29 protein-coding genes are annotated in these 25,629 nt (G+C 58.7%); 11 read left to right on the top strand and 18 right to left on the bottom strand.

The genetic code is table 11. The features are described from left to right. The first annotated feature begins 68 nt into the window (after positions 1-68). From ACRZ9U_RS12100 to yddG, 5 genes are all read left to right on the top strand, one after another. Complete coding sequence (locus ACRZ9U_RS12100) at positions 69-902, top strand: EAL domain-containing protein (RefSeq protein WP_170408355.1); 834 nt, start codon at positions 69-71, stop codon at positions 900-902. 194 nt (positions 903-1,096) lie between these two features. Further along, positions 1,097-2,272 (top strand): acetyl-CoA C-acetyltransferase, encoded by a 1,176-nt coding sequence (locus ACRZ9U_RS12105; protein WP_170395746.1) that lies wholly within the window; start codon positions 1,097-1,099, stop codon positions 2,270-2,272. 187 nt (positions 2,273-2,459) lie between these two features. Further along, on the top strand, positions 2,460-3,182 hold the full coding sequence (gene phbB, locus ACRZ9U_RS12110) for an acetoacetyl-CoA reductase (protein ID WP_170395744.1): 723 nt from the start codon (positions 2,460-2,462) through the stop codon (positions 3,180-3,182). Positions 3,183-3,485: 303 nt separating this feature from the next. Further along, positions 3,486-4,433: a transcriptional regulator GcvA gene (locus ACRZ9U_RS12115; RefSeq protein WP_170408356.1), complete on the top strand. Its 948-nt coding sequence runs from the start codon at positions 3,486-3,488 to the stop codon at positions 4,431-4,433. Beyond that, positions 4,430-5,296 carry an aromatic amino acid exporter YddG gene (gene yddG, locus ACRZ9U_RS12120; RefSeq protein ID WP_170408357.1) on the top strand — a complete coding sequence of 289 codons (867 nt, stop codon included), beginning with the start codon at positions 4,430-4,432 and terminating at the stop codon, positions 5,294-5,296. The genes ACRZ9U_RS12115 and yddG overlap by 4 nt, the downstream gene beginning before the upstream one ends. A 4-nt stretch (positions 5,297-5,300) precedes the next feature. Here yddG and ACRZ9U_RS12125 read toward each other — a convergent pair whose 3' ends face one another. The 3 genes from ACRZ9U_RS12125 to ACRZ9U_RS12135 all read right to left on the bottom strand — a co-directional run bounded on the left by ACRZ9U_RS12125 (position 5,301) and on the right by ACRZ9U_RS12135 (position 6,569). Further along, complete coding sequence (locus ACRZ9U_RS12125; RefSeq protein WP_170395738.1) at positions 5,301-5,465, bottom strand: YdcH family protein; 165 nt, start codon at positions 5,463-5,465, stop codon at positions 5,301-5,303. A 124-nt stretch (positions 5,466-5,589) separates the two neighbouring features. After that, positions 5,590-6,357, bottom strand: coding sequence for a methyltransferase (locus ACRZ9U_RS12130; protein WP_170408358.1), 768 nt, complete (start codon positions 6,355-6,357; stop codon positions 5,590-5,592). Further along, entirely contained in the window at positions 6,354-6,569 is a 216-nt protein-coding gene (locus ACRZ9U_RS12135) for a putative signal transducing protein (protein WP_008755664.1), read from the bottom strand. Before ACRZ9U_RS12135 ends, ACRZ9U_RS12130 begins: the two co-directional genes overlap by 4 nt. A 56-nt stretch (positions 6,570-6,625) precedes the next feature. On the opposite strand from ACRZ9U_RS12135, the gene ACRZ9U_RS12140 reads away from it, so the two are divergent. Continuing rightward, on the top strand, positions 6,626-7,624 hold the full coding sequence (locus ACRZ9U_RS12140) for a polyprenyl synthetase family protein (protein ID WP_170408359.1): 999 nt from the start codon (positions 6,626-6,628) through the stop codon (positions 7,622-7,624). On the opposite strand, the gene ACRZ9U_RS12145 is transcribed toward ACRZ9U_RS12140, so the two are convergent. The 4 genes from ACRZ9U_RS12145 to soxR all read right to left on the bottom strand — a co-directional run bounded on the left by ACRZ9U_RS12145 (position 7,617) and on the right by soxR (position 12,480). Further along, positions 7,617-8,435 carry a 4-(cytidine 5'-diphospho)-2-C-methyl-D-erythritol kinase gene (locus ACRZ9U_RS12145; protein ID WP_170408360.1) on the bottom strand — a complete coding sequence of 273 codons (819 nt, stop codon included), beginning with the start codon at positions 8,433-8,435 and terminating at the stop codon, positions 7,617-7,619. The genes ACRZ9U_RS12140 and ACRZ9U_RS12145 overlap by 8 nt on opposite strands. Then, positions 8,425-10,137 carry a tetratricopeptide repeat protein gene (locus ACRZ9U_RS12150; protein ID WP_170395730.1) on the bottom strand — a complete coding sequence of 571 codons (1,713 nt, stop codon included), beginning with the start codon at positions 10,135-10,137 and terminating at the stop codon, positions 8,425-8,427. The genes ACRZ9U_RS12145 and ACRZ9U_RS12150 overlap by 11 nt, the downstream gene beginning before the upstream one ends. A gap of 104 nt (positions 10,138-10,241) precedes the next feature. After that, entirely contained in the window at positions 10,242-11,888 is a 1,647-nt protein-coding gene (locus tag ACRZ9U_RS12155) for an electron transfer flavoprotein-ubiquinone oxidoreductase (protein ID WP_170408361.1), read from the bottom strand. A 136-nt stretch (positions 11,889-12,024) separates the two neighbouring features. Next, positions 12,025-12,480, bottom strand: coding sequence for a redox-sensitive transcriptional activator SoxR (gene soxR / locus ACRZ9U_RS12160; RefSeq protein WP_170408362.1), 456 nt, complete (start codon positions 12,478-12,480; stop codon positions 12,025-12,027). A gap of 89 nt (positions 12,481-12,569) precedes the next feature. On the opposite strand from soxR, the gene ACRZ9U_RS12165 reads away from it, so the two are divergent. The 3 genes from ACRZ9U_RS12165 to ACRZ9U_RS12175 all read left to right on the top strand — a co-directional run bounded on the left by ACRZ9U_RS12165 (position 12,570) and on the right by ACRZ9U_RS12175 (position 14,662). Next, positions 12,570-12,950: a VOC family protein gene (locus ACRZ9U_RS12165; RefSeq protein WP_170408363.1), complete on the top strand. Its 381-nt coding sequence runs from the start codon at positions 12,570-12,572 to the stop codon at positions 12,948-12,950. Between the two features lie 234 nt (positions 12,951-13,184). Beyond that, the gene (greA, locus tag ACRZ9U_RS12170) at positions 13,185-13,655 is read left to right on the top strand and encodes a transcription elongation factor GreA (protein WP_170408364.1); all 471 of its coding nucleotides are present in this window, start codon (positions 13,185-13,187) and stop codon (positions 13,653-13,655) included. A gap of 14 nt (positions 13,656-13,669) precedes the next feature. Next, complete coding sequence (locus tag ACRZ9U_RS12175) at positions 13,670-14,662, top strand: hypothetical protein (protein WP_170408365.1); 993 nt, start codon at positions 13,670-13,672, stop codon at positions 14,660-14,662. Here the strand turns inward: ACRZ9U_RS12175 and ACRZ9U_RS12180 are convergent. Genes ACRZ9U_RS12180 through ACRZ9U_RS12195 form a run of 4 tightly spaced genes read right to left on the bottom strand, consistent with a single transcriptional unit; the run spans position 14,659 to position 17,999 of the window. Further along, positions 14,659-15,924, bottom strand: coding sequence for a molybdenum cofactor synthesis domain-containing protein (locus ACRZ9U_RS12180; protein WP_170408366.1), 1,266 nt, complete (start codon positions 15,922-15,924; stop codon positions 14,659-14,661). The genes ACRZ9U_RS12175 and ACRZ9U_RS12180 overlap by 4 nt on opposite strands. Next, complete coding sequence (gene mobB, locus ACRZ9U_RS12185) at positions 15,921-16,412, bottom strand: molybdopterin-guanine dinucleotide biosynthesis protein B (RefSeq protein WP_170566241.1); 492 nt, start codon at positions 16,410-16,412, stop codon at positions 15,921-15,923. Before mobB ends, ACRZ9U_RS12180 begins: the two co-directional genes overlap by 4 nt. After that, positions 16,409-17,065 (bottom strand): molybdenum cofactor guanylyltransferase MobA, encoded by a 657-nt coding sequence (gene mobA, locus ACRZ9U_RS12190; RefSeq protein ID WP_480562797.1) that lies wholly within the window; start codon positions 17,063-17,065, stop codon positions 16,409-16,411. Before mobA ends, mobB begins: the two co-directional genes overlap by 4 nt. After that, positions 17,058-17,999, bottom strand: a complete 942-nt coding sequence (locus tag ACRZ9U_RS12195) for a formate dehydrogenase accessory sulfurtransferase FdhD (protein WP_480878857.1) — start codon at positions 17,997-17,999, stop codon at positions 17,058-17,060. Before ACRZ9U_RS12195 ends, mobA begins: the two co-directional genes overlap by 8 nt. Here ACRZ9U_RS12195 and ACRZ9U_RS12200 point away from each other — a divergent pair. Both ACRZ9U_RS12200 and ACRZ9U_RS12205 read left to right on the top strand, forming a co-directional pair. Further along, on the top strand, positions 17,998-18,708 hold the full coding sequence (locus tag ACRZ9U_RS12200; RefSeq protein WP_170408370.1) for an AzlC family ABC transporter permease: 711 nt from the start codon (positions 17,998-18,000) through the stop codon (positions 18,706-18,708). The two genes, ACRZ9U_RS12195 and ACRZ9U_RS12200, sit on opposite strands and share 2 nt — an antisense overlap. Continuing rightward, positions 18,705-19,037, top strand: coding sequence for an AzlD domain-containing protein (locus tag ACRZ9U_RS12205; protein ID WP_170408371.1), 333 nt, complete (start codon positions 18,705-18,707; stop codon positions 19,035-19,037). Before ACRZ9U_RS12200 ends, ACRZ9U_RS12205 begins: the two co-directional genes overlap by 4 nt. On the opposite strand, the gene ACRZ9U_RS12210 is transcribed toward ACRZ9U_RS12205, so the two are convergent. The 7 genes from ACRZ9U_RS12210 to ACRZ9U_RS12240 all read right to left on the bottom strand — a co-directional run bounded on the left by ACRZ9U_RS12210 (position 19,026) and on the right by ACRZ9U_RS12240 (position 25,530). Then, the gene (locus ACRZ9U_RS12210) at positions 19,026-19,658 is read right to left on the bottom strand and encodes a hypothetical protein (protein WP_170408372.1); all 633 of its coding nucleotides are present in this window, start codon (positions 19,656-19,658) and stop codon (positions 19,026-19,028) included. The two genes, ACRZ9U_RS12205 and ACRZ9U_RS12210, sit on opposite strands and share 12 nt — an antisense overlap. 21 nt (positions 19,659-19,679) lie before the next feature. Continuing rightward, the gene (locus ACRZ9U_RS12215; protein ID WP_170395707.1) at positions 19,680-19,814 is read right to left on the bottom strand and encodes an aa3-type cytochrome c oxidase subunit IV; all 135 of its coding nucleotides are present in this window, start codon (positions 19,812-19,814) and stop codon (positions 19,680-19,682) included. A 68-nt stretch (positions 19,815-19,882) separates the two neighbouring features. Next, positions 19,883-20,437 (bottom strand): hypothetical protein, encoded by a 555-nt coding sequence (locus ACRZ9U_RS12220; RefSeq protein ID WP_170408373.1) that lies wholly within the window; start codon positions 20,435-20,437, stop codon positions 19,883-19,885. Next, positions 20,424-22,262 (bottom strand): glycerophosphodiester phosphodiesterase, encoded by a 1,839-nt coding sequence (locus tag ACRZ9U_RS12225; protein ID WP_170408374.1) that lies wholly within the window; start codon positions 22,260-22,262, stop codon positions 20,424-20,426. Before ACRZ9U_RS12225 ends, ACRZ9U_RS12220 begins: the two co-directional genes overlap by 14 nt. 64 nt (positions 22,263-22,326) lie before the next feature. Then, positions 22,327-22,776 (bottom strand): DUF6173 family protein, encoded by a 450-nt coding sequence (locus ACRZ9U_RS12230; protein ID WP_170395701.1) that lies wholly within the window; start codon positions 22,774-22,776, stop codon positions 22,327-22,329. A gap of 4 nt (positions 22,777-22,780) precedes the next feature. Next, positions 22,781-23,827: an MBL fold metallo-hydrolase gene (locus ACRZ9U_RS12235; protein WP_170408375.1), complete on the bottom strand. Its 1,047-nt coding sequence runs from the start codon at positions 23,825-23,827 to the stop codon at positions 22,781-22,783. Next, positions 23,827-25,530 (bottom strand): acyl-CoA dehydrogenase family protein, encoded by a 1,704-nt coding sequence (locus ACRZ9U_RS12240; RefSeq protein WP_170408376.1) that lies wholly within the window; start codon positions 25,528-25,530, stop codon positions 23,827-23,829. Before ACRZ9U_RS12240 ends, ACRZ9U_RS12235 begins: the two co-directional genes overlap by 1 nt. Positions 25,531-25,629 lie beyond the last annotated feature (99 nt).

Consider the following 25,629-nt stretch of genomic DNA (forward strand, 5'->3'; position numbering starts at 1 on the left):
CCGGTTTTACCTGTCTTCCCTGAAACTGGCCCCGGCCAAAATCATCGGGATCAGGGGAACGGTACGTCATGGGAAACAGGAAACGCGCAGACCTGCCCGAGGGATCGGACGACCCTTTGAGCGCCGCCGTCACTTCACGGGATCGATCGGTGGTACAGATGGCGACCGAAGCCGTGAAGCATAGACAATGCAGGCTGGCGTTCCAGCCTGTTGTTCAAGCACATCCTCCTCAGGGAATCGCGTTCTACGAGGGGTTCATCCGTGTATTGGATGAAACCTGCCGCGTCATCCCCGCGCGCGAGTTCATGCCACAGGTTGAGAACACGCCAATTGGCCGGGACCTTGATTGCGTCGCGCTTGAAATGGGGCTGCGCACTCTGATCCGCAACCCTGGCATCCGCCTGTCAATCAACATGTCCGCGCGGTCCATCGGTTATTCCAACTGGTCGCGTGTGCTGGATAGGTTTCTGAAAAAAGACGCAAGCTTGGGCGAAAGGTTGATTCTGGAAATCTCAGAATCTTCGGCGATGCAGGTGCCCGAACTGGTGGTAGATTTCATGGATCGCCAACAAGCCCGCGGTATCGCCTTTGCGCTGGATGATTTTGGGGCCAGTAACTTTGGCTTTCGCCACTTTCGTGAATTTCTGTTCGATGCCGCCAAGATCGATGGGCAGTTCATCAGGGGCATCAGCAGCAATCCCGACAATCAATCGCTGGTGCGCGCACTGATTGCAGTTGCGCGGGAATTCGAAATTCTTGTCACCGCCGAATCGGTCGAAAGTGACGAAGATGCTCATTTCCTGATCGCAAACGGTGTCGATTGTCTGCAGGGCTTTCTGTATGGAGCGCCTTCAGTCACTCCGCCCTGGAGCTCGGAAAAAGCTGCAAAAACGGGCAGTTGATAGCATCTGGTCGCGCGGAACACCGCCAAGGCTCACTCTGAGACAAGCTGTCCGTTGCTGCAGATGCAGCATTGCGCTATTGCAGAAGATGCTTGAGCGGGGGATCACGAGGCGCTCTTGCACCCGGAGAAGACTTCTCCTTACACCGCGCCGTCAGATTTCCCACAGGACCATGACGGTAAAGGATTGACTTTATGACCAACGTAGTAATCGCATCCGCCGCACGTACGGGCGTCGGTAGCTTTAGCGGTTCGTTTGCGAACACCCCCGCACATGATCTGGGCGCTGCCGTCCTTGAAGCAGTTGTCGAACGTGCTGGGATCGACAAGGGCGAAGTAAGCGAAACCATCATGGGCCAGGTCCTGACTGCCGCCCAAGGTCAGAACCCAGCGCGCCAGGCGCATATAAATGCGGGCCTGCCGCAGGAAAGCGCGGCTTGGGGCATCAACCAGGTCTGCGGTTCGGGTCTGCGTGCTGTTGCTCTGGGTGCACAGCATATCCAATTGGGCGATGCCGACATCGTTGCGGCTGGTGGACAAGAAAACATGACCCTGTCGCCCCATGCCGCCGCCCTGCGCGCCGGTCATAAAATGGGTGACATGAAATACATCGACACGATGATCCGCGATGGTCTGTGGGATGCCTTCAACGGCTATCACATGGGTCAAACGGCTGAGAACGTCGCCGAGAAATGGCAGATCAGCCGCGATATGCAGGATGAATTTGCGGTCGCCTCGCAAAACAAAGCCGAAGCGGCCCAGAACGCTGGCAAGTTCGCCGATGAAATCGTGCCCTTCACCATCAAGACCCGCAAGGGCGACATCGTGATGGACAAGGACGAATACATCCGCCACGGCGCGACAATCGAAGCCATGGGCAAACTGCGCCCCGCCTTCGCCAAGGACGGTTCTGTCACGGCCGCAAACGCTTCGGGCCTGAATGACGGTGCCGCTGCCACCCTGCTGATGTCGGCTGAGAATGCCGAAAAGCGTGGGATTGAGCCCTTGGCCCGAATTGCATCCTACGCGACCGCCGGACTTGACCCGTCGATCATGGGCGTTGGCCCGATCTACGCTTCGCGCAAGGCGCTGGAGAAAGCTGGATGGTCGGTCGATGATCTGGATCTGGTCGAAGCAAACGAAGCCTTCGCAGCGCAAGCCTGCGCTGTAAACAAAGACATGGGTTGGGATCCGTCGATCGTAAACGTCAATGGTGGTGCAATTGCCATCGGACACCCAATCGGCGCGTCCGGCTGCCGGGTTCTGAACACCCTGCTGTTCGAAATGAAGCGCCGGGATGCCAAGAAAGGTCTCGCGACCCTCTGCATCGGCGGCGGCATGGGTGTCGCCCTGTGTGTGGAGCGTGACTAAGTGCGCTGAAAACTAAATACAAAAGGGCGTCTACTGGGCGCCCTTTTTTGTTACAATCGGATCATACCCCTTAGATGCGACAATATCGCCGGACAGAAAGACAAGATCGATCACGAAACGATATTGCGCACCCTTAACTCTCAGAGTAACAGAATTACCAAGACGACTAAATTTGGAGGAGTCCTAAATGGCACGTACAGCACTCGTAACCGGCGGTTCCCGCGGCATCGGCGCAGCAATTTCCAAGGCGCTGAAGGCCGAAGGATACAATGTTGCCGCCACTTATGCAGGCAATGACGAAGCCGCCGCAAAGTTCACCGACGAAACCGGTATCAAAACCTATAAATGGAATGTTGCGGATTACGACGAATCCAAAGCGGGCATCGAAAAAGTCGAGGCCGAGGTTGGCCCGATCGACATCGTGGTCGCCAACGCAGGTATCACCCGCGACGCTCCGTTCCACAAGATGACACCTGAACAGTGGCATCAGGTCATCGACACCAACCTGACTGGTGTGTTCAACACCGTGCACCCGGTATGGCCGGGTATGCGCGAGCGTAAATTTGGTCGTATCATCGTGATCAGCTCGATCAACGGTCAGAAAGGCCAGTTTGCGCAGGTCAACTATGCCGCAACCAAAGCGGGCGATCTGGGCATCGTGAAATCTCTGGCGCAGGAAGGTGCGCGGGCCGGTATCACGGCCAACGCGATCTGCCCCGGCTACATCGCGACCGAAATGGTCATGGCCGTGCCGGAAAAAGTGCGCGAATCGATCATCGGTCAAATCCCGGCTGGTCGTCTGGGTGAACCGGAAGAAATCGCGCGTTGCGTCGCCTTCCTGGCATCGGACGATTCGCAGTTCATCAACGGCTCGACCATTTCCGCAAACGGTGCACAGTTCTTCGTCTAAACCGGCGACCTGAGAATGAAAACGGGCCGGTCCATCAAGGACCGGCCCTTCTTTTATCCCGTAAGATCACGCGCGCTGCGATCAGCGGGAACCGAATAGCCAGGACCAGAATCCTACAACCACCTTGCCGCGCTCTTCATGAGCGCGGTGAATGGCGTTCTGAATGGCTGGGTTTGTTGTCATCTCGATCATGCTGAACCCCTCTCAATCAAGTTGGATTTGTCTTGCCATCAACATGGCCTTTGATTTTAAATTGCACAAACGAGAGTTTTCGATCCTTCAGTTCAGAAAAACTTAACCGACATGACCGACCGCCTGCCTCCGCTGACTGCTTTGCGCGCCTTCGATGCCGCCGCACGAAATATGTCGTTTGCCAAGGCGGCGGAGGAGCTGAACGTGACCCCGGCTGCCCTGTCCTTTCAAATCAAGTCGTTAGAAGAGCATCTGGGTCACCCCGTGTTTCGCCGGCTCAATCGCGCCGTCGAACTGACCGAAGCCGGGCGCACATTGGCACCCGGAACCGCAGATGGCTTTGCCGCCCTGCAAGCCGCGTGGCAAGCGACGCGGAGGCTGCAGGATGAAACCAGCCTAACGGTTACAGCAGGCCCTGCCCTGACAGCGAAATGGCTGGCACCGCGCCTTTATGAGTTTGCCCGTGCAAATCCGGGGATTGACCTGAAATTCTCGGCCACTCTGCGCAACATGGACCTTGAACGGGATGACGTGGACGTGGCGATCCGCTTTGGTTATGGGCCGGATGAGGGGCTCTATTCGGTTCCCGTCCGCAAGGAGTGGCTGACACCGGTTATGACCCCGGAGCTGGCCGAACAATTCCCCACGCCTGCGTCGTTGCGCGACGCCCCCCTGATCCACGACGATTCGATCAGTTTCCTCAAGCCGCGTTGCGACTGGCCTGCATGGTTCCGCGCGGTGGGATTGGACTTCACACCGACCCATGGGGCGCATTTTTCAAACGCCGATCACGCCATCGATGCTGCCGTGGCCGGGGTGGGCGTGGTTCTGGGGCGGCGCGCCATGATCCTGAAAGACCTGACCGAAGGGCGACTGGTCGCGCCGTTCAAAGTGGCACTGGAGACCGCCGGGCGATTTCGTTTCCTCTGCCTGCAAGGGGCAGAGAAGCGACCGCAGATCGCAGCGTTCCGCGACTGGTTCATATCCGAGATTGAAAAGACCGCGCATATATCGGATGAGTTTGAAATCATCCCTGTTGAGAAGGTAGCTGGTGAATGAGCAGAATGGGCGCGACCGCGATTGGTTTTGTCGCCGTTTTGCTATGGTCTCTGCTGGCGCTGTTCACTGTGGGTTCGGCCCCGACGCCGCCTTTGTTGTTGAACGCGATCTGTTTTACCATCGGCGGTACGCTGGGTCTGATTTGGACATTCGCCAGCGGCGGGCTGAGTCAACTGCGCCAGGTCGCGTGGACGACATACCTGCTTGGATCAATTGGCCTTTTTGGCTACCACGCGCTGTACTTTTCAGCCCTTCGCATGGCCCCTGCAGCCGAGGCTGGGCTTATCGCTTATCTCTGGCCTTTGCTGATCGTTCTTCTGTCAGGTCTGCTGCCCGGAGAACATCTGAAACCTGGTCACCTTATCGGAGCCTGCCTTGGCTTTGCTGGAGCCGCCGTCATCATCACGGGTGGTGGCAGCGCAGGGTTTCAGGTCCAGCATCTGCCCGGCTACGGGCTGGCCTTGCTGTGCGCGCTTACATGGTCCAGCTACTCGGTTCTATCGCGACGGCTGGGTGATGTGCCGACAAGTTCGGTCGCGGTGTTCTGCATTTTGACGGCGATCGCCTCATGGGCCTTGCATTTCACGGTGGAAGAAACGATCTGGCCGCAAGGCACATTTGGCTTGGCCTCGACCTTTGCACTTGGCCTGGGACCGGTTGGGCTGGCGTTCTATGTCTGGGATATCGGCGTCAAGCGCGGGGACATTCAAATACTGGGCACCGTCTCATACGCGGCACCTTTGCTATCGACGCTTGTGTTGGTTCTGGCCGGGATCGCCGCCCCGTCCTGGGGCCTGGCGATCGCGGCCTTGTTTGTCACCGGTGGCGCTGCCATCGCGGCCCGCGCCAGCCTGAAGGCCTAGAACCTTAGGTCGACAGGCGCTCGATCTCTTCTTTTAGCTTCAGCTTTTGCTTCTTCAGCTGTGCGATATGGAGATCGTCAATACCAGGTGAGCGTTGCGCTTCTTCCACTTCAAGACCGAGAATTTCGTGTTTTTTCTTCAACTCCGTCAGATGTGCGCTCACGCTCATGGCGGTCCTCCTTCTCTGGTTTGTAAGTGTCACGTAAGAAGTTGATCACATCATTTCCAGCCTGTCACGCTGCAGACGCACGAAATCTATAATAAATCCGACAAATTCGGCTGGTCATTGCCGATCAGGCAAAGTGCCCTGTCAAATCCGCCGCATCGCGCAACACCGCCGAAACCACAGGAGTATAGCTTTCACCGTCTTCTACGTGCTGTTCACCGAGGTGCAGAATCAGCGGAGCGTGCAGCCGAAATGCGGCGCGTCCGCCCTTTCTGGCGCGCAAAACCACTAGCTCAGCCCCGCGATCCACACGGGGGGCCAGAGGTAGCACCTGAATCGAGCCCAAGCGGCCCGCGCACCCCGCAAGCATATCGGGCAGCCGGTCTGCCCTCTGGATCATGTGAAGATAACCGCGCGGCGCCAGACGTCGGGCGGCGACATTGATCCAGTCCTCAAGCGGCGTGTCTTCACCCAGTGCGATCTGCCGACCCGCGTCGGTGGCAGGGCTATGCGCGCCTGCCCGGTAGTAGGGCGGATTGGCGATCACATGATCGAACTGTTCTTGTCGCAGATCATTCGGTAGTGCGTTCAAATCCGCCTCAACCAGGGTGATCGCTGCGTTTTGTTCCGAATTGCGGCGGGCCAGATCTGCATAGCCAGCCTGCAGTTCAACTCCCGTTGCCTTCAGGTGCGGCACTCGCGCCATTAGGCACTGAATAGCAGCCCCTGCCCCGCAGCCCAATTCCAGCACCGACTGGCCAGCTTGTGCCGGGACCGATGCCGCCAGTAAGACCGGATCGACCCCTGCACGATATCCTGAACGCGGCTGCCACAGACGCACACGCCCGCCCAGAAAATCATTGCAGGTCAGATCACTGTCGGAAAAGCTGCTCATCGCCCCAGCGGGATCTCGTTATCACGCATGACCCGTTCGGCGCGGGTCAGATCATCTGCCCGCACCATCAGGCGACGGGGAAAGATTCCGATGCCGCCTTCTAGGATGCTCATATTTACGTCCATCTGAAAGCAGTCTATATCCTCGCCCTCAAGGAGAGCCGTTGCAAAGGCTAGGATTGTCGGATCGGTGCTGCGCAATAGTTCTTTCATGGGGATGGATGTAAGGGCAAGGTGACAGGGATGTCGAGCCTTGTATCAGGAGAGTGATGAACGTCAGCACGATCTCGAAACCGCATGAGCGTCTGGCAGAGATGCTTGCGGGCGAAATGGCAGCAGTAAATACGCTGATTCGGACGCGTATGGCGTCGGAACATGCCCCGCGCATTCCCGAAGTGACCGCGCACCTGGTCGAGGCGGGCGGCAAGCGTCTGCGCCCGATGCTGACCCTGGCGGCGGCGCAGCTGTTCGGCTATTCAGGCGACCATCACGTCAAGCTGGCTGCAACGGTCGAGTTCATTCATACCGCAACCCTGCTGCATGACGATGTCGTCGATGAAAGCGGGCAGCGGCGCGGGCGACCGACGGCAAACCTGCTATGGGACAATAAATCCAGTGTTCTGGTTGGCGATTACCTGTTTTCCCGCAGCTTTCAGTTGATGGTCGAAACCGGTTCGTTGCGGGTTCTGGATATCCTTGCAAATGCGTCGGCCACAATCGCCGAAGGCGAGGTGCTGCAGATGACAGCGGCCACCGATCTGGGCACGGATGAAAGTGTCTACCTGCAGGTTGTGCGCGGCAAGACAGCGGCGCTGTTTTCTGCCGCAACCGAAGTGGGTGGTGTGATCGCAGGCGCGACCGAGGCGCAGGTCAAGGCGCTGTATGACTATGGCGATGCGCTTGGAATCGCGTTCCAGATCGCAGATGATCTTTTGGATTATCAGGGCGATAGTGCGGCCACAGGCAAAAACGTCGGCGACGACTTCCGTGAACGCAAATTGACCCTACCGGTGATCAAAGCCGTGGCTCAGGCAACTGCCGAGGAACACGCGTTTTGGGAACGGACGATCGGACGCGGGCGGCAGGAAGAGGGTGATCTGGATCACGCTTTGTCGCTGATGGCCAAATACAGCACGCTGGATGCAACCCGCGCGGATGCGTTTGGTTGGGCGGCCAGGGCCAAGGCTGCGCTGGCGCCTCTTCCGGATCACGAAATCCGCACCCTGTTAGGCGATCTGGCCGATTACGTCGTATCGCGCCTTAACTGAGCGTCGTTGCGCGGCACCACCAGCCGGGTTGGGCCGCGCCGATCTCATAGGCAGCAAAATGGGCTGCTTTGAGCGTTGGATAAAGTGCGAAACAGGTTGAGCCTGAACCCGACATACGAACCATCAACGCATCTCGGGTGTCTTCCAACGCCGCTAAGACCTCCGCAATGCCCGGCGCTACAGATATTGCAGGTGCCTCTAAATCATTCCGCTGAACCTGCAACCACGTGGCGCAGTCTTCCGGTGTTTTGAATGCAGGGATCTCAGCAGGCATCGGTGCGTTGTCTCTGCTCTGCAAAGCGGAAAACACCGGGCCGGTGGGAACTTCAATACCCGGATTGACCAAAAGCGCCGGGAGGGGCGGCGACGCCATCGGCTCAATCTGTTCACCAATCCCGCGCATACGCGCTGCCGCGGCGTGTACGCATACCGGGACATCCGCGCCGAGCGACAGCGACACGCTATCGGGCCACTCTCCCCCCTTCTTCACGGTGCGCAAAACCGCCGCAGCATCCGATGAGCCGCCCCCGACACCGCCACCGTGCGGCAGTTGTTTGTTCAGATGAATGCGACCGGTCCAGCCTGCGGCCTCGGCGGCCTGCCAGACCAGATTGCGATCATCGGTCGGTACGCCATCCGAAAACTCACCCGTGACCGACAGAGACAGCTCGGGGCCGGAACTGAGGCTCAACTGATCCCCAACATCGGCAAAGGCAACCAACGAATCAAGCAGATGATAGCCATCCGCGCGTTGGCCGGTCACATGCAGGGTCAGGTTGATCTTGGCGGGGGCAAATGCCTCAGCCTTCATTGGCGACCTTCAGGGGTTCGGCGCCTTCCTCGGCCAGAACCGCATCCAATCCGACTTCAATCTTGCGGCGAATGCGTTCAGGATCGGCTTCGCCGTCGGTATCTTCAGGATCAATGAAAGACAGGGCTCGTTTCCACTGGAACTCGGCTTCACGCCCGCGACCTACGGCCCAGTAAACATCGCCCAGATGATCATTTACCACCGGATCGACCGGCATCAGTTCAACGGCGCGCTCCATGTGGTCGACTGCTTCGTCGTACCGGCCCAGGCGGAACAACACCCAGCCCAAGCTGTCAACGATATAGCCGCTGTCAGGGCGCGCTGCGACGGCGCGTTCGATCATATTCAACGCTTCGTCCAATTTCTCGCGCCGCTCGACCAGCGAATACCCGAGATAGTTCAGCACCTGTGGTTGGTCCGGGTTCAACTCAAGCGCGCGGCGGAAATCGGCCTCGGCCTCGTCCCAGTTCTTCAGGCGTTCATGCGATATCCCGCGGGCATAATGCAGGAACCAGTTTCCGCCTGCACCCTCTTCCGTCAGGCCAATCGCCTTGTCGTAAGAGGTGACCGCTGCCGCGTAATCCTCTTGCTGGCGCCGCAGGTCGGCCAGGGCTACATGCACACCGGGCAAATCAGGGCTTTGGGCGGCAAGGTTTTGCAGGACCTCGGCGGCAGCTTCTTTTCTGTCAGAGCGACTTAGGACCTCGGCGCGCCCCAGCTCGGCGGCATGATAATCGCTGCTGTCCGGAGGCACCTGCCGATAGACATCAACCGCCAGATCATATTGTTCCAGCCCATCCAACAACTCAGCGCTTAGCAAAAGCGCATCAATATGGTCAGGCCGCAGAAAGGCCGCGACCCGGGCATATAGCAGAACATAATCCTGCGCGGCCTCCGCACTCAGCGCAGCGCCAACGGTAAAGAAAACCTCGGCCATGCCATCCTGTGCAGAACGGACATGGGTAAAGGGCAGCGTTTCGCCATCAGACAGCCGGGTGACGTAACCTTCGATGGTCGGATCACTGCCGGCGGCGAAGACGTTATCCAGAAATTCCAGCGCATCGTCGTTGCGATCCAGCTGCGACAGCACTTCGGCACGCGCCAGCGCAGCCCGGCGTGAAAAGCGGGCAACCAGGCCATCATCTGCGGCAAGGATCGCCTCAGCCCCCTCAAAGTCTCCGACTGACGCCAGCGCCATGGCCTTGTGATAAAGTGCAAATTCTTTCAGACCTTCCTGCGTGGTAACAACGTCAAATTGTTCCATCGCTTTGGTCATGGCGCCTTGCCCCATATGAGCCCAAGCAATCATCAGGCCATCAACCAGCGGTCCAACCCCCTGCGTTTCAGGATCGCGGGCCAGAAATTCATCCAGCTTGCCATCTGCCACCAGATTGGCGGCGATCACCATCCGAGCGGCCTGGCTGGGCAGTTCATTTTCCTCGATAACTTCGGCGACGGTCAGGGCCCGCTCAATCTCACCCAAGGCGAGCCGGGCGACGACCACGTTTTCCAGCAGTTTCGGATTTTGGGGATCAGCGCGAAGCGCCTGCGCATAGTAACGCTCGGCAGCGGGATAATCGCTCTCATAAATCGCCTGACGCCCGGCCAGATACGACCCCGATCCGGTATCCGATACCGCAGGAAACGCGATTGAAGAACTGAGGATCACGGCCAGAGCCGCGCGTCGAACCAGGGAAACCACTGATAATCTGCCTTGCTGTCGTTGACTGACCGACAAGCTAGGGCTTTGCTGGGCGAGAGGCAATGGCAGAGCCTTCACGACCCTGCCAACGCCCGTGTTCTTGCCTACATATTGGGGTAGTTCGGCCCGTCGCCGCCCTGCGGTGTAGTCCAGGTGATGTTCTGGCTGGGATCCTTGATGTCACAGGTCTTGCAGTGAACACAGTTCTGGAAGTTGATCACGAATCGCGGCCCGTCTTCATCCTCGACCATCTCATAGACGCCTGCGGGGCAGTAACGCTGTGCCGGCTCGTCGAATTTGGGCAGGTTGACCTTAACCGGGATGTCCGGGTCGGCCAGTTTCAGATGACAAGGCTGGCTTTCCTCGTGGTTGGTGGCCGCAAACGATACGTTCGTCAGGCGGTCAAAGGACAGTGTGCCATCGGGTTTCGGATAGTCGATGGGTTGATGCTTGCTGGCATCTTCGGTCGATTCCGCGTCGTTCTTGCCGTGACCCAGCGTGCCCAACAGCGAGAAGCCCAGCGTGTTGGTCCACATGTCCATACCGCCCAGTACCAGGCTGGCGGTCAGGCCGTATTTCGACCACAGCGGTTTGACGTTGCGCACCTTCTTCAGATCCGAGCCGATTGCACCATCGCGAACGTTGGCCTCATAAGCGGTCAGCTCATCACCCGAACGCTCGGCCTTGATGGCGTCATAGGCGGCCTCGGCCGCGGCCTTGCCTGACAGCATCGCGTTGTGGTTGCCCTTGATGCGCGGCACGTTGACCATGCCGGCCGAGCAACCCAACAGCGCAACCCCCGGTGCGACCAGTTTCGGCATCGACTGGTAGCCACCCTCGGTGATCGCGCGGGCACCATAAGCCACACGCTTGCCGCCTTTCAGCAGCTCGGCCACCATCGGGTGGTGCTTGAAACGCTGGAATTCCATGTAGGGGTACAGGTGCGGGTTCTTGTAGTTAAGGTGGACCACAAAACCGACATAGACCTGATTATTTTCAAGGTGATAGATGAACGACCCGCCACCCGCGTTGCTGCCCAGCGGCCAGCCCATGGTGTGCGTGACGCTGCCTTCTTTGTGCTTGGCCGGATCAATCTCCCAGATCTCTTTCATGCCAACGCCGTATTTCTGCGGCTCTTTACCGGCAGACAGGTCGTATTTGGCGATGACTTCCTTGGACAGTGAGCCGCGCACGCCTTCCGACAGGAAGACATATTTGCCATGCAGTTCCATGCCCGGCTCGGTGTTGGGGCCGTAGGATCCGTCTGGCTCCAGACCAAATACACCGGCTACAACGCCTTTGACTTCACCGTTCTCACCGTAGACCAGCTCGGAACAGGCCATGCCGGGGAAGATTTCGACGCCTAGTTCTTCGGCCTGCTCTGCCATCCAGCGGCAGACATTGCCCATCGAGACGATGTAGTTGCCGTGGTTGTTCATCAGCGGCGGCATCGGGAAATTGGGGATGCGGATCTTGCCAGCCTCGCCCAGCATGTAGAAATTGTCTTCATGCACATGCACGTTCAGCGGGGCACCCTTTTCCTTCCAATCGGGGATCAGAGCATCCAGACCACAAGGGTCCAGCACCGCACCCGACAGGATATGCGCACCCACTTCCGAACCCTTCTCTAGAACCACGACGTTCAGGTCGGCATCCAGCTGTTTCAGACGGATGGCCGCAGACAGGCCCGCGGGGCCAGCACCCACGATCACCACGTCATATTCCATCGCTTCGCGTTCAATCTCGGCCATCGCGGGCTCCTTAGCTAACTTTCCGAATTGGCGCTTTCTTCATGCGGTCGGCGCAATATTGTTTCACGGCTGATTACATGGTCATAAAGACTTTGGTCAATCGAAACACGGCGTAACAACGCCGCTATTCGACACTTCAGGCTCCGGGTGCGTCCCCCATAAGGTATCTGGGACCGCTACCATGGGATTTGGCCCTGTCATCGGGGTTGTAAAGCTTGCATTTCGGCAGGCTGAGGCAGCCACAACCAATACATCCATCCAGATTGTCGCGCAGTCGCATCAGCGTATCGATTCGCTGATCCAGATGCGTGCGCAGCCGTTCGCTGATACTCTTCCAGTCCTGAGGCGTCGGTGTGCGATTTCCTGGCAAGCCCGACAATACCTCGCGGATCTCGGGCAAAGTCAGACCGAATTGCTGCGCGATCATCACAAAGCTTAGCCGTCGGATATCGGCGCGCTGATAACGCCGCTGCCCACCCGCGTTACGCCATGGAGATATCAAACCTTGCGCCTCGTAGTATCGGATCGCCGACACCCCCAACCCGGTGCGCCGGGCCAATGCTCCAATCGCCAGACCTTCCGAAACAACCATTACATCCTCCCAAAGAAATCTCTTGACCTAAAGTTAGGTTTAGAAATTACAGTGAGTCGGGACAAGCCTCAAATTGGAAGGAGAATCCCATGATGGCGACGCTGGAACATACTAATTTCACGGTCCGCGACCCAAAGGCATCTGCGGCGTGGATGCAGAAAGTCTTCGACTGGAAAACACGCTGGGAAGGCCCTGCCATTGCCGGTGGCTATACGGTGCATGTGGGCAGCCCGCATACCTATCTGGCACTCTACGCCCCCGGCGATCCCAAGCCATCAGGCGAAAACAGCTATGATTTCGTGGGCGGCTTGAACCATGTAGGTGTGCTGGTCGAGGATATCGACGCCACCGAGGAAAAGGTCCGCAAAGCGGGATTTGAACCGCACAACCACGCAGACTATGAGCCCGGTAAGCGGTTCTATTTCGAAGATGACAATGGCATCGAATTCGAAGTGGTTCAGTATGATTGAGATGCTGTGGCTTGGGCACGAAGCCAGCCGTTGGCGAAGTGGAGAATTGTTGGGACAGCGCCACAGGCGCACCCGCCCCCCGGAACGGCGGCGCTAAGTTGCGAGTTTACTGACAACGCACACCTCCCCTCTTGCAATTCACGCCTCATTTGGGTCAGGTAAATGCCAACCCATCCTTCGCCCCGACGCTATTGTGCGGCGGGGCGTAACAATTTCTGCGTGGACGACAAGACAATGGAAAAGATCCCCATGACGCCTTCGGGCAATGCCGCGCTCGAGGCAGAGCTGAAGAATCTGAAATCCGTCGAGCGCCCGGCGATCATCGAGGCGATTGCCTCAGCCCGCGAACTGGGCGACCTGAAAGAAAACGCCGAATACCACTCGGCGCGCGAAAAGCAGGGCTTTATCGAAGGCCGCATCAAAGAGCTTGAAGGCATCCTGTCGCTGGCAGATGTCATTGATCCGGCCAAACTGTCAGGGGCCATCAAGTTCGGCGCGAAGGTCACGTTGGTGGATGAAGATACCGACGAAGAAAAGACCTGGCAGATCGTGGGTGAGTATGAGGCCAATATCGAAGCGGGCCTTCTGAACATCAAATCCCCCATCGCCCGCGCCCTGATTGGCAAAGAAGAAGGCGACAGTGTCGAGGTCCGCACCCCCGGAGGCGTGCGCTCTTATGAAGTTCTGAATATCGAATACGCCTGACCGGAGCGTTTGTCATGTCAGGGTCTGAACCTGAGCAAGAACCCGAGAAACCCACCTCGCTGGGTATCTACGACCGTCCGGCGCACCGTTCGGTCACCGAGATCGAGATTGCAGCAGTTGTTCTCAGCGTGATCTGGCTGGTGGTGTCGGTCGTGTTTCTGGTACTGCCCGGCGGGCAACAAGGAGGGTTCATCGTCACCTTCCTGGCGGTGTTCATGCCGGTCGCAATGATCTGGGTCGCAGCCCTTGCGATGCGCGCCAGCCGAGTGATGCGCGAAGAAAGCGCCCGCCTGCAGACAGCCATCGATGCGATCCGCAACAGCTATGTCGTTCAGCAACAACGCGCGGCCAGCACGTATGAGCCGACGGTCGGCAAGAAACTGGATGAAATCGCCGAAAGCACAAAAAAGACCGAGAGCGCGCTGGCGACATTCTCGACCAATCGCGGTGAACCCGGGCGCACCCAAAGGCCCGCGCCGGACATGGCCAATCAGACTTCGTTGGAACTTGGCACCTCAGCGGAAGAAATTGCGCCCCCGTTGCCCACCGACATCTTTATCCGCGCCCTGAACTTCCCCGAGACGCAAAGCGATGCCGAGGGATTTAACGCGCTGCGGCTTGCATTGAAAGATCGCAAGACCTCGAAACTTGTGCAGGCCTCACAAGATGTTCTGACCCTTCTCAGCCAGGAAGGCATCTATATGGATGACCTGCGCCCCGATATGGCCCGACCCGAAGTCTGGCGGCAATTTGCCCAAGGCGCGCGCGGGCGGTCGGTGGCTGCCTTGGGTGGCATTCGGGACCGTTCGTCACTGGCGCTGACTGCGGCGCGGATGAAACAGGATCCGATCTTTCGCGATGCCGCACACCATTTCCTGCGCCGCTTTGACCATATGATCGTCGAGTTCGAACCTAATGCCAGCGATGCCGAGCTTACAGCTCTGGGCGAAACCCGCACAGCGCGTGCCTTCATGCTGGTGGGACGTGTCGCAGGGACGTTCGATTAAAGCCCAAAACTCCCGTAGGGTATGAACCTCACCAGATCGCCGGGCTTGATATCGCGGGCACCGTCCTCGATTTCGACCAAGCCTTCGGCCCAGCTCAGCCCGCTGATCCGGCCAGATCCTTCCGAATGGAATACCTCGGCCTGTCCTTCACGGATGCGCGCCCGCAGGTATTCCCGGCGACCCGGTTTCTTGTGCTTTTTGAACGCGGCGGGCACGTCGAAGCCTTGCGGCTCTTGCCAGCCTGCACCGGCCAGCAGGTTCAGTGCTGGGCAGGCAAAGATCAACGTGCAAACCAGTGCTGCCACCGGATTGCCCGGCAAGCCAAACACCGGCGTCTGATCCCACATGCCCAGCGCCAAAGGCCGCCCGGGTTTTAGTGCGATGCGCCATTCCTGCATCGCCCCGGCCTCTCGCAACAATGCCGAGACGTGATCTTCATCGCCGGCGGAGGCGCCGCCACTGGTAAGGATTACATCCACTTGCTGAGCTGCGCGATCCAAATGCTGTTTCAGCGCCGCGCGATCATCCTCGGCGCGCCCAAGATCAACCGATTTGAATCCAATCCGCTCGGCCAGTGACAGCAGCATCGGACGATTGGCATCATAAATCTGCCCCAGTCCGGCGCTGTCACCCGGCTCGACCAGCTCATCCCCGGTCGATAGCACTCCGACCCGCAAAACCTTGCGGACAGAAACTTCAGTCAGACCAACCGCCGACAAAAGCGCCAGATCCGTTGGTGTTAAACGCCGCCCAACTGGCAAGGTCAGCGCGCCTTCAACCACGTCTTCGCCTGCCTTTCGCGTGTTCGCGCCCTGTTTTAACGGACCTCGGAATGCAATGTGCCCCTGATCAAAGGTCACATCCTCTTCCAATATGACCGTATTAACACCCTTTGGCAGTGCAGCTCCGGTAAGAATGCGTATCGCATGGCCCTCTGGGACCTCACCGTCAAAGGGTACACCCGCGGCCGCCCGGCCCTCTACCAAAGGCATGACACAGGGTCCGTCCGGCACCGGACCGGCAAATCCGTACCCATCGACAGCGGTGTTGGGCTGAGGCGGGTTTGATCGTTTGGCCGACACGTCCACCGCCAGAACTCGGCCCGCCGCCCGCATCACGGGCACGTTTTCAACCCCAGCTACCACCGACAATCTGTCTCGCAAAAGCGCCAGAGCCTCATCAACGGGTGTCCAGTTCACCCCTGCAGGCAAGGCGAAACAATCATTGCGCAAGGGCGGAGGTGAGATATCCGGCGTGCTCATAATCCGACCTCTTCCAGGATAAAATCTGCAATGGCCGCCGTATCATCCAGATCAAACACCGGGCAATCCAATTCCAAAGGCGTATCACTTGCAACCGCGCGAACCGTGTCATCATCCGTGGCGATCAGCGGATTTCCGGGTTCTGCGCGAAACGCTTCGATCTTGGGGTGACGCTCGCGCTTGAAGCCTTCGATCAACACCAGATCGACCGGAGACAAACGCGACAGCAAGGTGTCCAGCCTCGGCTCGGGCGCACCGCGCAACTCCTGCATCAGTGCGATCCGCTGGCCGGATGCCAACAGCACTTCGGACGCACCCGCCGCACGATGCCGCTGGCTGTCGGTACCCGGCTGGTCGACGTCGACGGAATGATGCGCATGTTTAACGGTGGAAACGGTATACCCACGTCCGGTGACTTCAGCCACCAGCCGTTCCACTAGGCCGGTTTTGCCCGCGTTTTTCCAACCGGTGACGCCGTAGACCCTCATTCCTGCTCCAACAAGGTTTCAGCGCGGGCCAGATCATCGGGAGTGTTGACGTTGAAGAACGGATCAAACGGCAGGGCCGAAAACAGCGCCTCTCGCCCATCATGCTGGTCAGTCCACAGGACAACCTTGCGCAATCCAGCGTTCAACGCCTCCCTCAGATCATCGCGCAATGCCACCGGCCAGAGCCCAAAGGTCGGGTGCCGATTGACCCGCTTGCCGCCGCCGGATTTCAAAGCCTCGTCACCCGTGCGCGGGGTGGTTGCCAGGACAAGGGGGTATTTCTGACCTTCGGATGCGTGCACCAGTTGCGCCACAAGATCATGCGGAAAGAACGGAGTATCCGCCGCAACCGTCACGATAGATTGAGCTCCCTGTTCAGCGGCCCAATCAAGCCCGGCCAAAACACCGGCCAGCGGCCCTGCAAAGCCCTCGATCGAGTCCGAAACAACCGGCAAGTTCAAGCGGGCAAACCGTTCGGCATCGCCGTTGGCGTTCAAAGCCAGCCCGCCGACCTGAGGGCGCAGCCTGTCTATCACCCGATCCAGCAGGCTCTGCCCGCCGATCTGCAACAGCCCTTTATCGCCGCCTCCCATCCGCGTTGCGAGGCCGCCTGCCAGAATAACCCCCAGCGGTTTTTGCGACTGTTCAGCCATCGGCACTTTTCCTGCGATGTTTTTTGTCCTCAATCGCCACGCTCGACGGATCAACATCGCGCACCAATCGGTCTTCGCCCGACAAACACACGAACCGCTGCCCGCGCATCCGGCCGATCAGAGTCAAACCGACCTCGCGCGCGATCTCGACACCCCAGGCGGTGAATCCAGATCGCGAAGCGAGAACCGGGATGCCCATCATCGCCGTTTTGATCACCATTTCCGAGGTCAAACGACCGGTCGTATAGAGGATCTTGTCAGACGCGCTCGCACCCTCGGAGAGCATCCAGCCTGCGATCTTGTCGACCGCGTTATGGCGGCCCACGTCTTCCATATAGACCAACGGCCGGTTTTCATGGCAAAGCACCGTGCCATGGATGGCACCCGCCTCAAGGTACAGAGACGGGGTGCGGTTGATCTTGGACGCCAACTCATACAGCCACGAGGTGCGCACCGAGACCTGTGGCAGGCGCACGTCCTCTAGCCCCTCCATCATGTCTCCGAACACAGTGCCTACTGCGCAACCGCTGGTACGGGTCTTCTTCTTCAGCTTGTCCTCGTATGAGGTCTCACGCGCCGTACGCACGACCACGGTTTCCAGATCGTCGTCATGGTCGACCCGAGTAATTTCATCATCTGCAAGCAGCATCCCCTGATTACGCAGAAACCCGAGCGCAAGGTATTCGGGATAGTCGCCGATGGTCATTGCCGTCACGATTTCCTGTGAGTTGAGGAAAATGGTCAGCGGGCGTTCCTCGACCACCGAGATCTGACTTATCTCACCATTCTGGTCCACACCCTCGACACCGCGCGTCAGGCGGGCAGCCCCCGGATCGGGCGCAATGAGGTAGTCTGACAGGTCGATCTCCGTGGCCAATTGCAACCCCTTCCCAAGACGGCTACTGCTGCTCGCGTCACCATAGGATTTAGCCATGGCCTCTGCCACATCCAAGTCATACTTCTGGAAAGGTTTTCGCGACGGGACGCCGTTTATCTTCGTCGCCATGCCCTTTGGCCTTCTGTTTGGTGTTTTTGCCACAGAAGCAGGGCTGGATATCATCCAGACGATGGCCTTTTCCGCCACGGTGTTTGCCGGCGCTGCTCAGTTCACCGCATTGCAATTGCTGCAGGACAATACACCAACGGTTATCGTTCTGATCTCGGCCCTGGCTGTGAACCTGCGGGTGGCCATGTATTCGGCTTCACTGACCCCTTATCTGGGGGCGGCTCCGCTGTGGCAACGGGCCCTTGGAGCCTATCTTATTGTTGATCAGTCTTACGCCTGTTCGATTGTCCGATTCGAGAAAGAACCGGATATGTCCGTGCCTCAGCGCATGGCGTATTTTGTCGGCTCGGTCACGCCGATCACGCCGCTTTGGATACTCGCCACTTATCTGGGTGCTGTTCTGGGGGCGCAGATTCCGGAAAGCTGGGCTCTGGATTTTGCGCTGCCGATCACGTTCTTGTCCATGATCGGACCGATGATGCGCACTATGGCGCATGTTGTAGCCGCGCTGGTGGCGATTGTTGTCGCCCTGCTGTGCGTGGCAGTGCCGTTCAATCTTGGACTGTTGATCGCAGGGATAGCCGGGATGATGGCAGGTGCACGGGCTGAATTGATGTTAGAGCGGAAAAAGTCATGACGCAGATCGACCCGACAACCATGTGGATCATCATCGTAGGTCTGGCGATAGGCAGCTACCTTCTGCGCTTTACCTTTATCGGGCTGGTTGGCGACCGCCCGATGCCGCCCTGGCTTCTGCGGCACCTGAGGTACACAGCAGTGGCGATTCTGCCTGCCCTGATCGCACCTTTGGTAGTCTGGCCCACGGCCACCGAAGGACAACCGGGTATGCCGCGCATGGCGGCTGCGGCAGTTGCGTTGACGGTGGGAATTGTGACGAAGAACGTCATAGCGGCCATCTTTTCAGGGGCCGCCACGCTTTACGGTCTGCTGTACCTAGTTGGTTGAGACCGCTTCAAGCTGATTGAGGCGCGCATTGTTTTCCGCCAGCCCCTGCTGAAGATCAGCCGAGTCATTCTCACGATAGTCCGTGCTGACAACGCCTGGAATCTGACCAAACTGATCGGATAGCTTCACCGGGTAGAATGTTGTTTTGATTTGCTCGAACCCCGGGACCTGTTGCAGCAATTGCGAGGTCGAATTTGCACAAAAAGCCTGCGAAACCGGGCCCATCTGCTTGGCCAATTGCAGCGCGATCTCGGCCTGCTGTGGCGTCACTTCGATCGTCTGAATACGGGCATAATGCGTCTCGCGCGCATGACTGCTACGATAAGCGCGTTCGACATTTGGCGTGATGCCATAAAGGACATCATTCTTGATCGGCACCACATCCGCCCGGAACGATCCGGCAGGGTCAAATATGACCCGCTCGCTGCCGCTGATCATCAGCGACGTGTGTGCCCCCGACCCGGTGCGCGTGCTGATCATCGTATAGAGCGTCAGTGTCGATGGCCCCGGATCACGATAGGACCGGGCCACGATTTCCGAGGGATCAGCCTGCGGGCGCTGCGATCCCGCGCAACCCGCAACTGTCACTGCCAGCAGGCAGGCAATCAGAATCCTGAACAAGAGATGCGCCTCGTGTACCGTTTAGGCCGCAAAGACCGCCAGGAACAGGCAAAGGAGTACAATTGCCACCACGCACCACGTGGTGAATTTGATGAAACCGTCAAAGGTTTTTGTTTGAACGGTGATGTCCATCTCGCCGTGCTTGTGATCAGCCATGTTTATTAGAATCCCAATTCGCGTATTTGAAATGTTGGATAATGCAAAACTCAGGGCCTGTCACGACGTCATTCGCGCGCAGTTGGTCCAAAAATCGTGCAGCCTGGATAACCAAACCCCCAGCGCCAGGGCAACCCGCTGCAGGGACCACCCCCAAAACGCACGGCCAGAAACATCGCCTCGGAGGTGATCGAATGAACCGAGCGGATTTGATCCGGCGTCATATCATAGCGTTCGGCATATTCATCAGCATGGCTTTCGCCGTGGGTTTTGACACAGGTGCGCAGCGCGTCATCGGCAGCGAGCCGGGCGTCAAAGCTGGCCTCGGCCTGCGATGCGCCGCCTGCGTTGTAATAGGCGCGATCGTGAGTAACGCAGCAGTACTCCCATGGCGGGTGTTCTTCATAAAGCAGACTGAACTTCGGAAAGGTCTCGGCAACCATACGCCAGCTGGAAGATAATCCGCCCGAACAGCCATCCGTTTCAAACGGGGTCAGTTCAGCGCCTTCTATCGTGTCGGCCAACGCCCGGTGAGCGGGCATTTCCACGCTACGCATCAGGTCCTGCGCAGCTGCAGGCAGCGCGCAACAGACCAGAAGGGCGGCCAGTCTATGGTTCCGCATCACGCATCTCGGCAGTATCAATGGACAATCCGAATGTCGTCGCCAACCAAAGCATCAGGCGTTCGCCCGGTCCCATCTCGGCACGAACACGCAGCACTTCGCGGGCCATGGCAGGACGATCGGTGATCAGCCCGTCGACCCCCATCGATGCCATCGCCGACATCTGCAACGGGTCATTCACCGTCCAGACATAGATGTCCTTGCCCGCCTCATGGACCGAGCGGATCAGACCCGGTGACACCGTTGCTGCGTTTACGGCCACAAAATCGCCCTCAAGCCCCGACAGATTGCCGATGGCGGTCGCGGCCAGAACGCCTGCCCGCCAATCGGGGCGCAGCGCTTTCATCTTCTGCACGGCCGGATATTTCAATGACATGGTGGCGATGTCATCCTGCATATCCAGCTCCTCGACAATCGTGGCAACTTGGTTTTCCAGGTCGACGTCATGGCCATAGTATTTCAGCTCGATGATGACCTTGGACTTGCCCTTCGCAGCTTCCAGAACATCCCGCAGCGTGGGCGTCCGTTCCGAAGCATATTCAGGGCCGAACCAGCTGCCGATATCGATCTCGGCTATATCCTCCATGGTCGCGTCCCAGACCTTGAGCGGCACACCCGCCAATTTCATGAAATCACTGTCATGCGCGATGATGACCACACCATCCGCAGTCTCCTGAACGTCGATCTCAACCCAATCGGCGCCATCTTCGATAGCCTTCAACACCGCCGCCATGGTATTTTCCGGCCTTATCGCCGCCGCGCCTCGATGGCCAATGACATCCGCATGATCGGGGGCCTGAATGCGGACTAGCAACTCCTGCCCGGACCAGAGCCCGATCAGCAGGGCGATTGCCGCGCCACCGACCACAGCGTAAAGCGGCGCGCGCAGGTTGCCTGGTTCGGGATGAGGGACCTCTCGGCCCTGTGTGTCGAAGAACCCATCCAGCAGAACCGCCAATGCTCCCAGAGCGACGGCTGCAAGCACAAGCCCAGCCAGCGACCAGAGGCCCGCTACGATCATACTGAAGATCAGCGCAAAGCGCAGATTCGTGCTTTCCTGCAACGGCACCAGATCGAACAACAGTCCGGCCACAAAGGCAATCAGTGCGGCGATCACGAGACGCATCGCAAGCCAAAGGCCAAGCTCGATCTTGAGGCGACCGCGTTTGCCTTCCATTCGATCCGTGCTGGCGGAGAAGGCCTCGGCGGGTTTGCAGCCCTCAAATAATACAAGATGCAGCGACAGCGCCCAGGCCGAGAGCCTGCGGATCAGAACCCAAGCCAGACACAGCACCACAAATCCGATCAGCACTACCGCCACCCAGAATGAAGGCGGGTGGAAGGTGAGGTAATAGTTGATGTCGTATTCAGTCAGCATCCACCAGGCGATCAGGCCAGCCACGGCGACAAAAGGCAGCGCAAGTACCAGCACACGCAAAATGAACCGTGCGGCAAAGCCGAAAAGCGCAGGTAAACGCGTCAGGATCAACCGGATGGAAGCACTGCCCGCGCGCCAAGGGTCACGCTCACCCATCCGCAATGATCCGGCCATGACCGAGAAGACAAAGACCTCGGCCAGTAAGAACAGGCTGAGAACTACAACCGCCGCGATGAAGCCTGCTGGTGACAGCAGGAACATCGCAATGTCCTGATCCGTCAGCGCCGATTGATCAGACAATGAGACAGCAAGATTGACGGCGATGGCAACGCCCGGAGCGATCAGTGCAACCAGCAGCAACCGGACGGCGACATAAACAGGCACAAACACGCGCCGCCGCGCCCATGCGCCCCGGTAGGCAGTTGTAACGGCTGAGAAATTGGTCACGCGGTTGCCTCCTGAATGGTCTATCCATTCAAGGCTGCGTAAGTGTGAATTGCAAGAGTGGGCGTCAGCTTTCTTCCAGATCAGCCGCCAGCCGGAAACCAATGCGGTTGGCTGGTTTATCCTCGATCGATTTCGGCAAGGCACGTAGCATCACATTCAACTGGCTGACATGCTGGACGAGCTGCGTTTTGGCGCCGCCTCCGTCCGAGCCATAAAAGGTAATCACATCCGGATCGAAATAGCCCATGCCCTCGATCCGCATTACACCGGCATCACCACCGGTAAATCCCATGGCAACCTCGTGATCGCCATCCAGAGTCTTCTCGAAATTCTGAATATACATGATCAGCCGCTCATAGGCCCATTGAGCAGGGCTTTTGCTTTCGACCGGCTTTTGCAATGGCTTGGGCAAATCCTTGTTCCCCGATGCCGCTTCAGGGTTGGCGTGCACCTCATAGCACCGCGGCAACGCCGCAGATTCCGCTGCCTCGGCTGAGGTTTCGATCTTGTCCATTGCTCTACCCTTTGCGCTGATATTCCCAAGCTCCGTCCGCGCGCCGCGTCCGGGCGACAGCTCCAATGTGGTAGAGATGGTTCATATGTGCAACCGCCTCGACCAGCGCGAGACCGTATTCCCCGCCCCTGATCTGGCGCTTGAACAGCGGGGCAAAGCACTCGGCGGCGGTTTTGGGTTGATCGAGATCGTTCAGCAGACGCTCCAGCGCGCCGTGGTGGTTATCGATCAACTGCCGCATGCGGATCGGCAACCCGGTGAACGGCAGTTTGTGCCCGCCCAAAACCAAATGATCGGGCCGGGCCAGCGGTTGCAGGCGTTCGCAAGCCTCCAACCAGTCGGCCACCGGATCGGCCATCGGCTCGGTGGCATAGACGCCCAAGTTGGAACTGATCGAACTGAGGATCTGATCGCCGGTCAGCACCAGATTGCCCTCGCGGCTCCAGAAGGTGCAATGCTCAGGCGCATGGCCGTTGCCCATGTGAACATCCCAGTCGCGGCCACCCATGCGGATCACGTCGCCCTGTTTGACACGGGTAAATCCCAGCGGCATAGGGTACACGGCGTCTGCAAAGTTGAACGGACGCTCGGCCATCCGACCGGCCAGCACGTCCGGATCCATCCCCGCGCTGCGGTAATAATCCAACGTTTCCTTCGGCCAATTCTCTTGCACATCCAGCGTCAGCATACGCGCGAACAACCATGCGGTACGACTGGTGACCAGTTCTGCACCATGCTCGGACTGGAACCAGCCCGCATTGCCGACATGGTCAGGATGGTGATGAGTCACGACAACGCGACGGACGGGTTTGCCAGCCAATGGCCCTTCCATCAGGGCCTGCCAGATTCCCCGTGTTTTCTTTGAAGAAAGCCCTGTGTCGACGATGGTCCAGCCGTCGCCATCATCAAGTGCATAGACATTCACATGATCCAGCGCCATCGGCAAAGGCAGCCTGATCCACAGAACTCCTTCTGCAACTTCGACCCATTCGCAAGGAGCGGGTGGTTCCTCCCACGGATATCGCATCACTTGCGGAGCCTCGTCATCCATTAAACCGCCAGTTCCTCTGGGCTGAGGGCATAGAGGTCATCCGCCCCGTTCTGCGCCTGCGCAAGCAAGCCCGTATGTTCAGGCAGCAGCACATTGATATAATAACGTGCCAACTTGGCGCGCGGTCCATCGGGATCGGCTAGCGCCGCTGACAAATGGTAATGCCCGCCCAGAACCCGCGCGAACGCTTTTAGATACGAAGCCGCGCCAGCAAACCGGTTGTTCATATCCGATTGAGCAACGAGCCACTCCGTCGCTTCCCGCAGCGACTCGGAAGCTTCCCAAACAGGACCAGCAAGTTCAGGCATCGTGGCGCGCGCCTTCTCAGCTTGATCCTCGATCTCATCCAGAAGGTTCGAGGCCGCCTCACCCCCATCCATCATCTTGCGCGCTACGAGGTCCATGGCCTGAATACCATTGGTGCCCTCGTAGATCGCGGTCACACGGACATCGCGATAATATTGTGCAGCACCAGTTTCTTCGATGAAGCCCATGCCACCATGCACTTGAACGCCGGTCTCGGAAACGCGCATGCCGGTCTCGGTGCCAAAAGCCTTGCAGATCGGCGTCAGCAGCGCCGCACGTGCCGCCCAATCGGCCTCACCCGTGGCCTGCGCCATGTCGATTGCAGCTGCATTGGCCAGCATGATCGCCCGCGCCGCAAACACATCCGCGCGCATCGACATCAGCATCCGCCGCACATCCGCATGGTCGATGATCGTGCCCGAGGGCGTCTTGCCCTGCTTACGCTCCAACGCATAGGCCAACGCGTGTTGATAAGCGCCCTCGGCGACGCCCACACCTTCGCCACCAACGCCCAAACGCGCGTTGTTCATCATGGTGAACATCGCGGCCATCCCGCCATGTTCCTTGCCGACCAGCCAGCCTCTGGCCCCGTCATATTGCATCACGCAGGTCGGCGAGCCGTGCAGGCCCATCTTGTGTTCCAGCGAAACCACCTTGAGGTCATTGGCCACGCCGGGGTTGCCGTTCTCGTCGGGGATGTATTTCGGCACCAGAAACAGCGAAATCCCTTTGGTTCCCGGAACACCGTCTGGCAGGCGGGCCAGAACAAGATGGCAGACATTCTCGGCAAAGTCGTTGTCGCCCCAAGAGATATAGATCTTCTGCCCGGTCACCGAATAGGTGCCGTCGCCATTGTCTTCGGCTTTCGAGGTCAGCGCGCCCACATCCGATCCGGCCTGCGGTTCGGTCAGGTTCATGGTGCCTGACCATTCACCCGCCATCATCTTGGGCAGATAGAGCGCCTTCAACGCATCGCTTGCGTGATGCTCCAGCGCCTCGATCTGGCCTTGGGTCATCAACGGAGCGAGCTGCAGGGACAGGCAGGCCGCGCTCATCATCTCATTCACGGCAGTGGTCATGGTCATGGGCAGACCCATACCACCATATTCGGGATCGCCGCTCATCCCGATCCAGCCGCCCTCGGCAATCGCCTTCCAGCCCTCGGCATAGCCCGGAGAGGTGCGCAATACGCCATTCTCCAGCCGCGCGGGTTCCAGATCGCCGGGGCGTTGCAGCGGGGCCATGACCTCTTCGCACAGCTTTCCGGCCTCGGTCAGAATGGCGCTAACCACGTCCTCGCTGGCGTCCGAGAACTTCTCGGTCGCGGCGATCTGGTCAAAACCGATCACGTTGCGGAACAGGAATTCATAGTCTGAGATCGGGGCACGATAGGGCATGGTTTCCCTCTGGTTCTGGCAAGTTGTCAGCGTGGGGTTGGAATCCCGGCCCCACGCCGGTATTCATCTGGGCTGGCACGATTACCTACCGTTACCTGA

Source organism: Ruegeria sp. D7 (assembly GCF_056534355.1).